13 protein-coding genes are annotated in these 14,402 nt (G+C 48.5%); 12 read left to right on the forward strand and 1 reads right to left on the reverse strand.

Annotated elements, in window-relative coordinates; translation table 11 throughout:
- Positions 1–286: 286 nt before the first annotated feature.
- From aroQ to fis, 9 genes are all read left to right on the forward strand, one after another.
- Complete coding sequence (gene aroQ / locus CBP12_RS06725; RefSeq protein WP_086963759.1) at positions 287–736, forward strand: type II 3-dehydroquinate dehydratase; 450 nt, start codon at positions 287–289, stop codon at positions 734–736.
- A 35-nt stretch (positions 737–771) separates the two neighbouring features.
- Positions 772–1,245, forward strand: coding sequence for an acetyl-CoA carboxylase biotin carboxyl carrier protein (accB, locus tag CBP12_RS06730; RefSeq protein ID WP_086963760.1), 474 nt, complete (start codon positions 772–774; stop codon positions 1,243–1,245).
- Positions 1,246–1,255: 10 nt separating this feature from the next.
- Complete coding sequence (gene accC / locus CBP12_RS06735) at positions 1,256–2,596, forward strand: acetyl-CoA carboxylase biotin carboxylase subunit (protein WP_086963761.1); 1,341 nt, start codon at positions 1,256–1,258, stop codon at positions 2,594–2,596.
- Between the two features lie 265 nt (positions 2,597–2,861).
- Entirely contained in the window at positions 2,862–3,737 is an 876-nt protein-coding gene (gene prmA / locus CBP12_RS06740) for a 50S ribosomal protein L11 methyltransferase (RefSeq protein WP_086965428.1), read from the forward strand.
- Positions 3,738–4,073: 336 nt separating this feature from the next.
- On the forward strand, positions 4,074–4,547 hold the full coding sequence (locus CBP12_RS06745; RefSeq protein WP_086963762.1) for a MarR family winged helix-turn-helix transcriptional regulator: 474 nt from the start codon (positions 4,074–4,076) through the stop codon (positions 4,545–4,547).
- The gene (locus CBP12_RS06750) at positions 4,534–5,733 is read left to right on the forward strand and encodes an HlyD family secretion protein (RefSeq protein ID WP_232455027.1); all 1,200 of its coding nucleotides are present in this window, start codon (positions 4,534–4,536) and stop codon (positions 5,731–5,733) included. The genes CBP12_RS06745 and CBP12_RS06750 overlap by 14 nt, the downstream gene beginning before the upstream one ends.
- Position 5,734: 1 nt before the next feature.
- Positions 5,735–7,282, forward strand: coding sequence for a DHA2 family efflux MFS transporter permease subunit (locus CBP12_RS06755; RefSeq protein ID WP_198341759.1), 1,548 nt, complete (start codon positions 5,735–5,737; stop codon positions 7,280–7,282).
- Between the two features lie 170 nt (positions 7,283–7,452).
- Positions 7,453–8,418, forward strand: coding sequence for a tRNA dihydrouridine synthase DusB (gene dusB, locus CBP12_RS06760; protein ID WP_157420067.1), 966 nt, complete (start codon positions 7,453–7,455; stop codon positions 8,416–8,418).
- A gap of 25 nt (positions 8,419–8,443) precedes the next feature.
- Complete coding sequence (gene fis / locus CBP12_RS06765) at positions 8,444–8,743, forward strand: DNA-binding transcriptional regulator Fis (protein ID WP_086963763.1); 300 nt, start codon at positions 8,444–8,446, stop codon at positions 8,741–8,743.
- A gap of 61 nt (positions 8,744–8,804) precedes the next feature.
- Here fis and CBP12_RS06770 read toward each other — a convergent pair whose 3' ends face one another.
- Entirely contained in the window at positions 8,805–9,488 is a 684-nt protein-coding gene (locus CBP12_RS06770) for a DUF421 domain-containing protein (RefSeq protein WP_086963764.1), read from the reverse strand.
- 536 nt (positions 9,489–10,024) lie between these two features.
- Between CBP12_RS06770 and CBP12_RS06775 the strand changes: the two genes are divergently transcribed.
- The 3 genes from CBP12_RS06775 (at position 10,025) to CBP12_RS06785 (ending at position 14,346) form a co-directional block, all read left to right on the forward strand.
- Positions 10,025–11,221, forward strand: a complete 1,197-nt coding sequence (locus tag CBP12_RS06775; protein ID WP_086963765.1) for a hypothetical protein — start codon at positions 10,025–10,027, stop codon at positions 11,219–11,221.
- A complete protein-coding gene (locus tag CBP12_RS06780; protein WP_086963766.1) occupies positions 11,218–12,345 on the forward strand; it encodes a polysaccharide pyruvyl transferase family protein in 1,128 nt (375 codons plus the stop codon). The genes CBP12_RS06775 and CBP12_RS06780 overlap by 4 nt, the downstream gene beginning before the upstream one ends.
- Positions 12,346–12,582: 237 nt before the next feature.
- Positions 12,583–14,346: a molybdopterin-dependent oxidoreductase gene (locus tag CBP12_RS06785; RefSeq protein WP_086963767.1), complete on the forward strand. Its 1,764-nt coding sequence runs from the start codon at positions 12,583–12,585 to the stop codon at positions 14,344–14,346.
- Positions 14,347–14,402: the final 56 nt, after the last annotated feature.

Raw genomic sequence — 14,402 nt, forward strand, 5'->3', positions numbered from 1 at the left:
CTGCTTAATAAAAGGCTAAAAATGACGACAAGATCACGGATTTTTTATTTATTAGCCTAAACGTCACGAGCCACCCCCGCCCGGTAGACCAAAAAAGCGCAGTACGCGGTTAAAATTGAGTTCTTTTAGTCATTAGACCAGTAATTTGCTGCCAATTCCCACGAAATCGCTATAATTGGCCCGTCTGAGCTAAACCGAAGATTTTATTTGCCAGTTATGGGCAAAAACGGATAGGCTCCTTAACTAACGATGTAAACACCGCAAGATTGCCGAGGATTGCTGCACAATGGCCGAACATTTCCGAATTCTGTTACTTAACGGACCCAACCTTAATCTGTTAGGACAACGGGAGCCGGGCATTTACGGTCAAGAGGGGTTAGCAGATATTGTTACTCGTTTAACTAAGCAAGCCAGTGCCCAGCAGATAGCGCTGAGTCATCTGCAGTCTAATGCGGAACATCAACTCATTGATGCCATACACCAAGCTTACGGTCAGCAGGATTTTATTATTATTAATCCCGCGGCCTTTACGCACACCAGTGTGGCCATTCGCGATGCGTTATTGGGAGTTAACATTCCTTTTATCGAAGTTCACTTATCGAATGTGCACGCTCGTGAGCCGTTTCGTCATCATTCTTATCTGGCCGATAAAGCGCTAGGAGTGATTTGCGGATTGGGTAGTGATGGTTACGAATTTGCCCTGGAAGCGGCGAGTCGTTATTTACGTCGTCGTTAATTTCCAATTCAGTACCAACAAACAAGAGAATGCTCATGGATATTCGTAAAATTAAAAAACTGATCGAACTGGTTGAAGAGTCAGGTATCGCCGAACTGGAGATCTCTGAAGGTGAAGAGTCGGTTCGCATCAGCCGTTACGGCAATCCCCCTGCCATGATGCAGCCCCAGTATCAGCAGTTTCAAGCGGCACCAGCACCACAAGCAGCTCCTATGGCTCACGCCCTAGCACCCACGGCTCCTGCACCCGAAGAGCCAGGTGTACCGGCAATGAGCGGTCATGTTATGCGCTCACCTATGGTAGGTACTTTCTACCGTGCCGCCAGCCCAGGTGCGAAAGACTTCGTTGAAGTAGGCCAAACTGTGAACGTAGGGGATACCTTGTGCATCGTTGAAGCCATGAAGATGATGAACCAAATTGAAGCCGATAAAGGGGGCGTTATTAAAGCCATCTTGATCGACAATGGCGAGCCGGTTGAGTTTGACGAGCCGCTGTTCATCATCGAATAAAGGAAGTCTCATGCTGGATAAAGTAGTCATCGCTAATCGCGGTGAAATTGCCTTGCGGATCCTGCGCGCTTGTAAAGAGCTCGGGATCAAAACGGTAGCGGTGCACTCCACGGCCGACCGTGAATTAAAACACGTACTGTTAGCTGACGAGTCCATCTGTATCGGTGGTAATCAGTCAAGCCAGTCGTATTTAAATATTCCCTCTATTATTGCGGCGGCTGAAGTCACCGATGCAGTTGCGATTCACCCAGGATATGGCTTTTTGGCAGAAAATGCCGACTTTGCCGATCAGGTAGAAAAATCTGGCTTCGTCTTTATCGGTCCTAAAGGCGATACCATTCGCTTAATGGGTGATAAAGTTTCAGCCATCGCTGCCATGAAAAAAACCGGCGTGCCCTGTGTACCTGGTTCAGACGGCCCTATTAGCGACGATGCAAAGAAAAACGCCGCCATTGCTAAGCGTATTGGTTACCCAGTGATCATTAAAGCTGCCGCAGGCGGTGGTGGTCGGGGTATGCGTGTGGTACGCAGCGAAGCCGAACTAGAGAAGTCCATTACCATGACCAAAGCCGAAGCCGGCTCTGTGTTTGGTAGTGATGTGGTATATATGGAGAAGTTCCTCGAGAACCCTCGCCACATTGAAATTCAAATCTTAGCCGACGGCCAAGGCAATGCCATTCATTTAGGTGAGCGTGATTGCTCTATGCAGCGTCGTCACCAAAAAGTAGTAGAAGAAGCGCCCGCTCCTGGTATTACTGCAGAAATGCGCAAGTTTATCGGTGAGCGCTGCTGTAAAGCCTGTGTGGAAATTGGCTATCGTGGTGCCGGTACCTTTGAGTTCTTATATGAAAATGGCGAATTCTATTTCATTGAAATGAATACCCGAATTCAGGTTGAGCACCCTATCACCGAGATGATCACCGGTGTGGACTTAATCAAAGAACAACTGCGCATTGCGGCTGGCATGCCTTTGTCGATCACTCAAGAGCAAGTCACCGTTCGTGGCCATGCCATTGAGTGTCGAATTAATGCCGAAGACCCGCACAGCTTTATTCCAAGCCCAGGCGAAATTACCTTATTCCACTCTCCAGGTGGCTTAGGTGTGCGTTGGGACTCGCATATTTATGCCGGTTATAAAGTGCCACCTTACTACGACTCCATGATCGGTAAGCTTATCTGCTACGGCGAAAACCGCGATATTGCCATCGCGCGCATGACCCATGCCCTGAATGAGCTAGTGATAGAAGGTATTAAAACCAACATCCCACTGCATCAAGAAATTATGCGGGATGAAAATTTCCGAAATGGCGGCACCAATATCCATTACCTAGAGAAAAAACTGGGTCTGTAATTGATGCTCGCTATCCAGTAACTTGCTAAACGGCGCCTACGGGCGCCGTTTTTTTATAAATATATTTATGCCGCTATCTTAATAGAAATTAGCGGCTCGCTTTAGCGAGCCGCCTCTCTTGGTTACAAAATCTATAGACAACAAACCCTTCTAAAACGATAAGTGCCGCTGCCTTGTTTAATCGGTGTTACTCAGCGTGGTGCTGGGTGCTCGATGTGGTGCTTTTATGCTAGAATCCCCACTTTATCGTTTGACGAGCCACGCCATGCCTTGGATACAAATTCGCATTAATGCCACCGAAAAAACCGCCGACAAAGTCAGTAATATGCTGCTTGGGCGCGGTGCACAAGCGGTGACCTATATGGACGCTGAAGATAAACCCGTTTATGAGCCGCTGCCTGGGGAAACCTTATTGTGGGATGACACCGTAGTAGTGGGCATGTTTGATGCCGCCACCGATCCTGATCCTATTATCGCCTTTCTAAAAAAATTCTATCGTAAAGACCTTAGCTACAAAGTTGAGCAGCTAGAAGACAAAGATTGGGTCAGAGAATGGATGGACAGTTTCCATCCGATGCGCTTTGGTAAACGGCTGTGGATCTGCCCAAGCTGGCGTGAGGTACCAGACCCCAGCGCCGTTAACGTTATGCTAGATCCCGGCTTAGCTTTTGGTACTGGCACTCACCCCACCACAGCACTGTGTTTAGAGTGGTTAGACGGCCAAGATCTTAGCGATAAAACCGTGATCGACTTCGGCTGTGGCTCCGGCATCTTGGCGCTGGCCGCCTTGAAGCTGGGCGCTAAGCAAGTGATCGGCATAGATATCGACCCACAAGCGCTGCAAGCCAGCCATGATAACGCCGAGCGCAATGGCGTGGCCGACCGACTAAAGGTCTATTTACCTCAAGATCAGCCGGAAAATATGCAGGCCGATATCGTAGTGGCCAATATTTTAGCCGGTCCACTCAAAGAGTTATCAGGGCTTATCAGCAGCCTAGTGAAGCCCGGCGGCCAGTTGGCGCTATCGGGTATTCTCGACATCCAAGCTGAAGGCCTAAACGAGCTCTATGGGCAGTGGTTTAATATGGACGACGCCGCCATACGCGAAGAGTGGGCGCGCCTTAGCGGCCAAAAGCGTTAAGCCCAAGCCCTACGGGCAGCTGTAAGCCTTAAGCTGTCAGCGATCAGTTAACGATGACACACTCAATACCGGGCGAGCCCAGTATTGAGTGTCCTGCCAAGATCAAACCATCACCAATACCTTATCATCAACACATTCTGCTTTTTGTCGCAGCCTGCTTTAGCTGGCGGGTGGCGCGTAGCAACATTTAAGCACAATTGGCCGCGCACTCTTTTCCTAAAACATGGCCACCTACCAAAGCACGCCCATCACACAACACAAAAAAACAGAATTTCTTTTGCACCTTTTCCACCCCATAAAATATACTAAGCCTTACTTACTATATTGGAGCTGCCGATGAGCATTCCAGCCGATAGCTTAGGGTTTTTACTGGCAGATATCTCGCGCCTCATGCGCCGTGCTTATCGTCAATACACGGTTAACCCCATCGCCGATACACAGCCTCTCACCTTGGCCCAAAGCCGCGCGCTGGTGTATTTATCTCGCCATCAGGGCCTGCGCCAAGTAGAGCTAGCCGAACTGCTAGAGGTGCAACCCATCACACTGACCCGTCAACTCGAGCCGCTGGCCAAGGCGCAGTTAATTGAGCGCCGACTTGATGCTCGCGACAAGCGTGCCTACCGACTCTATTTAACCCCCGCCGCCGCGCCGCAGCTGGCGGCCATAGCCGAAGTGACCGAGCGCATTAAACAACAGGCGCTAGCAGGATTAAGCGCCACCGAGGCCGACTTGCTTAACCTCAGCTTGCGCCGAGTGCGCGATAACTTATCTCCCGCTTGCTTGATAGAGGCCTGTGATGAGCCAAGCTAATTCCTCCCGCCCCGAGAGCGAGTTTTCTATCGCCACTGAGCCATCCCCTGCGCAGATGGCCTCCGCGGATCGGCAAAAAGTAGCAAAAAAACCAACAAGTGAAATCCAAATGGACACCGATTTAATGAATACTTTAGACCAAGATACCGCCATTCCTCCTAAACGCCGGCGATTACGCTTGGTCTTGCTGATCTTAATACCCTCATTGCTGGCCCTTATCGGCCTGATATTTTATTTATTGGGTGGCCGCTATGTGGAAACCGACAATGCCTACGTGAAGGCCGATAAGGTGCCGATCAGCACGCAAGTGTCGGGTGCCGTCGCTCAGGTATTAGTGCGCGAAAACGAGTCTGTGAACGCCGGCCAACTGTTGTTTACCCTAGATCCGGCGCAGTTTGAGGTAGAGCAAGCACAGGCGCAGGCTAAATTGGCACAAGTGGTCACCAACTTAACCGCCCTTAAGGCCAGCTATGGTGAGAAAGAGGCTGAGCTGGAGCTAGCCAACAGCCAACTGGTCTACGCCAAGAAACAAGAAGCGCGCCAAACCAATTTAAGTGCTAAAAATTTCACCTCCGCCGCTAGTTTGGACGATGCTCGGCAAACTACCAAGATGGCGGCGCTGAAGATCGCCGCTATTCAACAAGAAATGGCCAGCATTCGCGCCAACTTAGCCGGTGGCCCAGAGCGACCATTAGAGGAGCACCCTTTATATAAAAGCGCCCTCGCCGATTTGAATTTGGCCAAGCTGAATTTAGCGCGTACAGCCGTGCGTGCCGCCGTACCCGGCGTGGTCAGCAAGTTGCCAAAGGTCAGTCAGTATCTCAATACCGGCACTATCGCCCTGATGCTGATCGAAACCGGCTCGCCTTGGGTAGAAGCCAACTTCACCGAAAACGACATTACTCATATGCACGCCGGCCTGCCGGTCAGCATCACCATAGACGCCTATCCAAGCTATAAATGGACCGGCACGGTAAACAGCTTAAGCCCGGGCACAGGGGCGGAGTTTTCGGTAATACCGGCACAAAACGCCACCGGCAACTGGGTTAAGATCACCCAAAGAGTGCCGGTGCGCATTCAATTAAATCCCGATGCAGATGCGCCGCCCTTGCGGGCCGGCTTGAGTGCCACGGTGGAAGTCGATACCGAACAAAAAAACCGCTTAGCCGCGCTCTGGCCATTCTGATATGAGCCGCTCTTCTACGCCATCTAGCGCCTCGTCCAACACCGCTAACCGCGCCATGGTCACGGTATCCGTGATGCTGGCCACAGTGATGCAGGCGTTGGATACCACTATCGCCAACGTGGCACTGCCGCACATGCAGGGCACCATGAGCGCCACTCAAGATCAAATATCTTGGGTGTTGACCTCTTATATCGTAGCGGCGGCGATTTTTATGCCGCTCACCGGTTTGCTCAGTGCCCGCTTTGGTCGTAAACGGTTATTTTTATGGTCGGTGGCCGGTTTTACTATCAGCTCCATGTTGTGTGGCGCCGCACAGAGTCTCGATCAAATCGTGCTATTTCGGCTGTTACAGGGCGTGTTTGGCGCCAGTTTAGTGCCACTCTCGCAAGCCATCATGCTCGACAGTTATCCCAAAGAGCAGCATGGCTCGGCCATGGCGCTGTGGGGCTTAGGCGTAATGGTGGGGCCGATTTTAGGGCCTACGCTTGGCGGCTGGCTGACCGAGTATTACAGCTGGCGCTGGGTGTTTTACATCAACCTGCCCTTCGGCCTGTTAGCTTGGGCGGGCATCGCCAGCTTCGTGCAAGAAACCGCCATCGATAAGAAGCGACGCTTCGATCTATTTGGTTTTGGCATGTTGGCGCTGGGCATAGGCGCGCTGCAGATGATGCTGGATCGGGGGGAATCCCTAGATTGGTTCTCCAGTAAAGAGGTGATCGCCGAGGCCATCTTAGCGGCACTGGGTTTTTATGTGTTTATCGTGCACATCTACACCCATAAGGCCCCCTTTATTGAGCCGGCGCTGTTTAAGGATCGCAACTTTACCCTAGGCTTAGTGTTCATCTTTATTGTCGGCATCATATTGCTGGCCACCATGGCGCTGCTGCCGCCCTTTTTACAAAACCTGCTCGGCTATCCGGTGATCGACGTCGGCTTAGTGCTGGCACCGCGCGGCGTGGGTACCATGATCGCCATGGTCACGGTCGGCAAATTGGCCAATCGGCTCGATGTACGCATTCAGATCTGCATTGGCCTGTGTTTAACCAGCCTATCGCTGTGGGAAATGACCCACTTTAATACCGATATTGTGGCCGCCGACATCATTCGCACCGGCGTCATTCAAGGCCTAGGTTTGGGCTTTCTGTTTGTGCCGCTGTCGACCATCAGCTTTGCCACCTTGGCGCCGCATTTTCGTAACGAGGGCACGGCGCTGTTTAGCCTGATGCGTAACATTGGCAGCAGTATCGGTATTTCGGTGGTATTTACCTATCTGGCCCAGCGCACGCAAATCAACCATGCGGCCTATGCCACCTATATCACCGACTTTAACCTGCCATTGCGCCACCTAGTGGAGACCGGCAGCATGTCGCTGCAAACGCCGTTAGGCTTGGCCATGATAGACGCCCAAGTGAACCAACAGGCCGCCGTGTTGGCCTTTTTGCAAGACTTTAGACTGATGATGTGGATAAGCCTGTCGGCCTTGCCCTTGATACTGCTGCTGCGCGGGCCGGACTCGGCCATCAAGCCCAGCGCCATACCGCCGGAATAAAGACTCGAACGCATCTTTAATTAGCTAAATTAGCGGCTGATGAAATAGCATAAAAAACACCCCAACTATCTTGACTTATTAAAATTTACCAATCGTTCAATTAATGACCTTTTCAGACTCATAAAAAATGCGTAAGATACGCGACCCTGAGCAAAGATAGCTGATATCTCATGCAGATTGGTCCTTACAAACTGTCTAGCCCCTTATTGGTGGCTCCTATGGCTGGCGTAACCGACAGACCATTTCGCACCTTATGTCTGCGCATGGGTGCGGGTTTAGCGGTGTCAGAAATGATGTCCTCCAACCCTAGGGTTTGGCAGACCGAGAAGTCTTTGCGGCGTATGGATCATGGCGGAGAAACCGGTATTCGTTCGGTTCAGATTGCGGGAGCAGATCCAGTATTAATGGCAGAAGCTGCCCAGTTCAATGTGGACCAAGGCGCCCAAATTATTGATATCAATATGGGTTGTCCTGCAAAGAAAGTGAATAAAAAAATGGCAGGGTCTGCCCTGTTGCAATATCCACAGCTGGTACAAGAAATTGTGTCTGCTGTGGTAAAGGCAGTGTCGGTTCCGGTGACGCTTAAAATTCGTACTGGTTGGGAGCCTGAACACCGCAATGGCGTAGAGATTGCTCGCATCGCCCAAGATTGTGGTATTCAGGCCCTAGCCGTGCATGGGCGCACGCGTGCTTGCATGTACAAGGGTGACGCGGAATACGATACCATTAGAGCAATAAAACAAGCCGTCTCCATTCCTATTATTGCTAATGGGGATATCGACAGCCCACAAAAGGCGCGCTTTGTCTTGGATGACACCGGCGCCGACGCCATCATGATTGGCCGGGCTGCACAGGGACGGCCTTGGATATTTAGAGAAATCCGCCATTATCTGGAACAAGGTACTCTTGCCGAGCCGCTCCATAAGGATCTGGAGCGCGCCATGATACGAGAGCACGTTATCGCACTACACGCATTTTACGGTGAAGTGCAAGGCGTGCGTATTGCTCGTAAGCATGTGGGATGGTACCTAAAAGATAGTGATGCGGGCCGTGACTTTCGCAGTGAATTTAATGGGCTTAATGAAGCCGAGCAACAGCTTGACTCATTAGCGCATTATTTCGCGAATATAGCTTAACGAACAAAAGAAGAGCCGACCTAATATGTTCGAACAAACTACGACTTCTGATGCACTGGTTACTACCATTAAATCTCCAACTTCTGAGCAGCCTACCCAGCGCCCATTGCGCAACTCGGTAGATCAAGCGCTGCGTAATTATTTATCTCAACTCAATGGCCAAGAAGTCACTGAGTTGTATGAATTGGTGCTCGCCGAAGTCGAAGCCCCAATGCTAGACGTGATCATGCAATACACTCGTGGTAACCAAACTCGCGCTGCCAATATGATGGGCATCAACCGCGGCACACTGCGCAAGAAGCTTAAAAAATATGGCATGAACTAAGAAATTTTAGTGAACGCACTGCACTTAAAAGCGCCCTTTGTCGGGGCGCTTTTTTTATGCCTTATCTAATTACAGTGCTATTTATTGCCTGTGCCCAACCCATGTCGTTATTGTTACAACGTGAGCACGTTTCTTTACTACTAGAAATAGTTGCCACCTGCCCGCAATACATGCAGGCATAGGCACGGCCAGTTTCAATCTGGCTAACCGACTGATAGTAGCGAGGAAAAATTGGCAGACCGTAGCGCACCTTATTTTTCTCAAACAATAACACACTAAAATTACCATCGGTTTCTAACAATCCCACTCGAACTTGTCCAAGATGCTCAATACCTTGATACCGCATCTCAGCAAAAAACTCATCCTGAGACATACCGCCTTTCTTAATTTTATCCAGCACTAACACGCCATCTTCTACGATATAAAGTGGCTTGCCCTCTAAGAAGTCTTCAAAGACTTGGCATTTCATCATCAACCAAGTGCATAAGCGGTATAAAGAGATAATAAGGCTCATGATCCACACTGCTTGGATCAAGGGTAATTCTTTAGTAAACATAGGATCGCCTGCTATCGAGCCTAAAGATAAAATGATGGTTAACTCAAAGATAGATAACTGCCTAACTCCTCTTTTACCGGTAAAACGAAGAAATAGAATAATCATGGTAAACATAATGACCACGCGCACTGCTATCTCAGCGAGAAATGCGCCTGTGGTGTCATAAAAAAAGATATCCAGCCAATTCATTTACCTATTCCTTGTCTACACTGGCTTTGCTTATTGGAAGAGCGATAGGCTATCGCGCTAGGTTAGTCTTATGGGCAAGGTCGTTTTGCTTCACTTAAGCCACTTTTAACTCGACGCTAATAATGCTCATAGTCAATACGTCAGAGCAAGCGAAAAAATAGCGAGTTGCATTACGTAATTTAGCTACCACTAAACAAGGTACTGTTTATAATATTAATAAAATGACTAAACCATTAGCTTTATTATTAAATTATTCATATTTAATTATCATTTAATATAAATATTAAAAAATTAATGGCACTGTAATAAAAGTTAAACACTGCTTAGCCACAATATAATTAACTAAATAATAAGCTATTAAACATATAAATCCTTTACTTTAAGACCACGAGCAAAATAATTATCATTTACTAACAAAAAGATGATCTATCTCGCAACTAATTAAGTTAAAAATCTTAAGCAAATATTTAATTGGCTTAATGGCATGTTTACCGCTATTACTCATAACAGTTACTACACCAAGGACGGAGTAAGTAGTGAAAGCTAAATTAGAGTTATTCCCGCAACCTCGCTCATCTTATGAGGGAGGGCAGCGTCGTAGTTGTTTAGTGAAACACCGTAATGAAGAAGGTGTCTCTTTTGAGCATACCGTGTGGTTTGATTATCCAAGCCTTCTCGTATTGCCTGAAGACTCAGACGCCGATGCCTACTTAATATGTGCGTTATTACCGGCAATGCACTTAGGTGCAGATATTATTATTTACGGCGCCGTGTGCCAGCACTTGCTGGCTAACTTAAGTGAATGGCAACAAGTGTGGCATGCTTGGTGCCCAGAGCTTTATACGCTAGTGAATATTACTGCCACCGAGCAGCGCTTGCCGCAAATGGCGCTTACTGGCGCTATCGTCGCCTTCTCGGGTGGCACGGATGCGCAGTTTACTACTTACCGCCATGCCACCGCCCAAGCCGGCTATGCCACCCAGCAGCTAAAAGGGGGAGTGCTGGTTCATGGCTTTGATATTGAGCTAAGTGATGAGTCTGGGTTTGCAGGTGCCGCTCACAAAGCGCGTACCACCCTCAGTGATCTGACTATTAACTTAATTGCGGTAAAAACCAACATTCGCGAGTGTTGGGATATTTACTGGCCACATTATTATGGCTCAGCCGTGGCTTCAGTATTAAGTAGTTTAAAAAACCTAGCGGGTAGCGGCTTAATAGGCAGTGGCCCTGCTTATAATGCCTTATTTACTCCTTGTGGCTCCCATCCTATTACTGACCCTTTATTAAGCTCAAGCAGCTTTAAGATAGTGCACGATGGCGCAGGCTTTAGTCGCTCTCAAAAAATAGCGCTATTGGCTAAATGGCCGACCGGTATCAATAATTTGCGTGTGTGTTGGACAGGCTTACAAAGAGATAGAAACTGCGGACGCTGTGAAAAGTGTATTCGAACCCAACTTAATTTTTTATTAGCAGGAATAGAAAATCCACCCTGTTTTAGTTCCCCGCTCACCCTAGCAAGCTTCAAATCCCTAGTACTGCATAGCGATGGCGCGCGCGCTGAATGGAACTTAATTTATCAGCAAATTAAAGAAAGTGGCGTAGGAGTGCAATGGCTAAAAGAGATAGAACAAGTAATAAAGCGCAAGACCTTCTCGCCGATAAATAGCTTATTGCCAAAAGGCTCTCGACGCCGTGATTGGGCCAAACAAATGATAGCGGGGTATCGCAAATGAACACCTTAATTAAAAGCTTGGTTCCTGTGGCTTATAAGCATCGTATCGCCGCACGCTTAAACGCCCAAGCGCTTACCCTACCACCTGGCCCCAGAGCCTTTGTATTTTTAGCCGCCGATTATGGCAATGTGGGTGACATGGCCATCACTGCTGCTCAAGTCAATTTCCTAAAGCAGCAACTGCCTCATTATCATATAGTGACGATTGCCGTGGATCAGACTCGCGCGCTGATCCGCTCGGTGCGCCGCCAAATACAACCTCATGATTTGGTGACCTTAATTGGGGGCGGCAATATGGGAGTCATGTATCCTGATATCGAGTCATTGCGCCAATTAGTGATCCGCTATTTTCCTCAGCAGCGTATTGTATGCTTTCCACAAACACTGGATTGGGACGACTCGCCCCTATCGGAGCGTACCTTACGCCAGCTAGTAAAAAACTATGCGCGCCACCCTAATCTTCATGTTTTTGCTAGAGAAATAACAAGCTATCACAAACTTAGAGCTCTATTCTCTCGCTATCCAAACGTTAAAATAGGGCTAGTACCTGATATTGTGATGAGTGTGACAGCCGCCCAATTAGCTAGCCAAAACCCGGTTCAAAAAGCGCACCTGCTACGCTGTTTACGAGCAGATAAAGAAGCGGCATTGCTCAGTGTTCAATATGCGCGCCTCGATAGAGCGCTGATGGATAGCGGTTTAAAAATTACGCTAACCGACACTGTCATTAACGCTGATCAGTTAGATAACGAGCAATGTGCAAGCGCACTCGCCGATAAACTTAGTCAGTTTCGCGGGGCACGTTTGGTGGTCACAGATAGATTACACGGCATGATTTTTTGCTTATTGACTGGCACCCCGTGCTTGGTATTAGCCAACTCTAATCAAAAAATACAGCAAACTTGGCTAGACTGGCTACAAGACCAGCCGCGGATAAAATTTGTAAAAACAGAACAACTCCACCAAGTGCCCAGTATGATCCGCGAATTATTAGCCCTGCCCCAAGGGCCACTAGATGAATTAGCGCTAAGTGCTCATCACTATCAACCCTTGGAGCAAGCCATTAATCACTTTCCTAGCGCGCACTATGCTATAACGGCCAAACCCCAGCAATATATCGCTTAATTTTCAAGCTAACGATTAAAAAGCGCTCACTCTTACAAGTGAGCGCTTTTTTTAGTAGCGCTGATCCTTGCTTAGCTATGACGTTATTAGTCATGCCTGCCTCTCGCACTCTCTTTCAAGTTTGCATGCTACCCAAACGAATACTAAGTTAACACTATATCGATAGCTGACCGAATATTAGCGCACCTGAAACTGACCTTGGCAATATGATAAGGTGAGTGAACAAAAGGACGGTTCATGACTAAGGAAAACTCAGAGCACCACTCCACTGCTTCCCCTAAATCGAATGCGAGCCAAACGCCGCTTAAGCGCCAGTTAAGTGGCGCAGACGACCGCTTAAAGCTTGAGCACTGGGCACCGCCTAAGGCAGGCATAGTGCCACTTATTCGTTTTAACAATCGCTGGTATAGCGTGCTCTGGGCGCTGCCCATTATTTTTGTGTTATTAGTCGCGGGCGTAGCCATAGCGCAAGGTTTGCGAGAGTTAGCCAGTGTGCAACACTTTATTGAGCTCTTTCCAGGTGCGCCCGCCTCGCAGCCTGCCATAGAAACCGGCTTTCCGCTGTGGCTGCGCATCGGCCATTTTTTAAACTTAGTGTTTATGATGTTTATTATTCGCTCTGGCATTCAAATTTTAGCGGATCACCCTAGACTTTACTGGCACCGCGACTGTACGCCAGGCACCGAGTGGTTTCGTTTTCAAAAACCCGTACCTAGAGGACAAATTTGGACCGCCAAAGACGACGCTGTCACACTCCCCGGCTGGTTAGGCATTCCAGGAGTTCGCCACTCGATTGGCTTAGCACGGTGGTGGCATTTTTCTATTAATACGCTCTGGCTACTCAATGGCTTGGTTATTTATGGTTTGCTGTTTTATACGGATCAATGGCAGCGCATTGTGCCCACGACCTGGGAGGTATTTCCTAACGCGTTATCGGTAGCCATTCAGTATTTATCACTTAACTTTCCAGAAGAGCAAAGCTGGACTAAATATAACAGCCTGCAACAGCTCACTTATTTTATTACGGTATTTATTGCCGCCCCCACTTCGGTGTTCACCGGCTTTATGCAAAGCCCCGCTATTTCAAATCACTTGGGATGGTTGGGACGCGTGCTCAATCGCCAGCGAGCACGCTCTATTCACTTTTTAGCCTTATGGTGGTTTTTATTTTTTATTCTGGCTCATGTCACCTTAGTGTTTATTACGGGCGCCAGAAGCAATCTAAATATGATGTGGGCGGGCGTGCATGATGAGTCTTGGAGCGGCTTTATGATGTTTGTGCCCTTAATATCTATCGTCGGTATCTTATGGGCGATCGCCTCTCCTTTAACGATTCGCTACGCCCGGTATGTGCAGCGTATTGGCGCCTTTATGCTCGGCCCTCTGAAAGGATTTTTAGAGCGCTTTGATCCTAAAAGCGAGCTGACCGAAGCGGATATCTCGCCTTTTTTATGGCCCAATGGCACGCTACCTAATTCATCTGAATATGAAGAGTTAGTGGCTAATGATTTTGCTCATTATCGCTTGTGCATTAGTGGCTTAGTTGAGTCTCCTCAAGAATACTCGCTTGCTCAGCTCAGAGCCTTGCCACAACAAAGCCAAATCACTACCCATTTTTGTATTCAAGGCTGGAGTGGCGTCGCCAAGTGGAGCGGCGTGCCGATGCGCGATATCTTAGCTGCCGTGCGTCCTAAACCAGAGGCTCGCTATGCGGTGTTTTATTCATTGGCCGAGGGTAGTGAGGGGGGACGTTATTACGATTGTCATAAAATCAGTAATATGCAGCATAAATTAACTATCTTAGCGCTCGACATGAATGATGAATCCTTAAGTGTGCTACATGGGGCGCCACTGCGTTTGCGCTGTGAGAACGAGCTGGGTTTTAAAATGGTTAAATGGGTCAGCGCCATTGAATTTGTAGAAGATTTCCAGCACTTAGGAGCAGGACATGGCGGTTATAACGAAGATCATGAGTTTTATGGTTATAAAATGCCAATTTAACGAGCCAGAAATATGAAATGCTCAGTCACTTAACATGACCTTGGCATGCACTGAGC

Source organism: Oceanisphaera avium, from assembly GCF_002157875.1.
GTDB classification, from domain to species: Bacteria; Pseudomonadota; Gammaproteobacteria; order Enterobacterales; family Aeromonadaceae; genus Oceanimonas; species Oceanimonas avium.

Excerpts from the sequence above, each read along its gene's own strand:
- aroQ (WP_086963759.1), top strand. The coding sequence starts at position 287 with ATGGCCGAACATTTCCGAATTCTGTTACTTAACGGACCCAACCTTAAT.
- accB (WP_086963760.1), top strand. The coding sequence starts at position 772 with ATGGATATTCGTAAAATTAAAAAACTGATCGAACTGGTTGAAGAGTCA.
- accC (WP_086963761.1), top strand. The coding sequence starts at position 1,256 with ATGCTGGATAAAGTAGTCATCGCTAATCGCGGTGAAATTGCCTTGCGG.
- prmA (WP_086965428.1), top strand. The coding sequence starts at position 2,862 with ATGCCTTGGATACAAATTCGCATTAATGCCACCGAAAAAACCGCCGAC.
- CBP12_RS06745 (WP_086963762.1), top strand. The coding sequence starts at position 4,074 with ATGAGCATTCCAGCCGATAGCTTAGGGTTTTTACTGGCAGATATCTCG.
- CBP12_RS06750 (WP_232455027.1), top strand. The coding sequence starts at position 4,534 with ATGAGCCAAGCTAATTCCTCCCGCCCCGAGAGCGAGTTTTCTATCGCC.
- CBP12_RS06755 (WP_198341759.1), top strand. The coding sequence starts at position 5,735 with ATGAGCCGCTCTTCTACGCCATCTAGCGCCTCGTCCAACACCGCTAAC.
- dusB (WP_157420067.1), top strand. The coding sequence starts at position 7,453 with ATGCAGATTGGTCCTTACAAACTGTCTAGCCCCTTATTGGTGGCTCCT.
- fis (WP_086963763.1), top strand. The coding sequence starts at position 8,444 with ATGTTCGAACAAACTACGACTTCTGATGCACTGGTTACTACCATTAAA.
- CBP12_RS06770 (WP_086963764.1), bottom strand. The coding sequence starts at position 9,488 with ATGAATTGGCTGGATATCTTTTTTTATGACACCACAGGCGCATTTCTC.
- CBP12_RS06780 (WP_086963766.1), top strand. The coding sequence starts at position 11,218 with ATGAACACCTTAATTAAAAGCTTGGTTCCTGTGGCTTATAAGCATCGT.
- CBP12_RS06785 (WP_086963767.1), top strand. The coding sequence starts at position 12,583 with ATGACTAAGGAAAACTCAGAGCACCACTCCACTGCTTCCCCTAAATCG.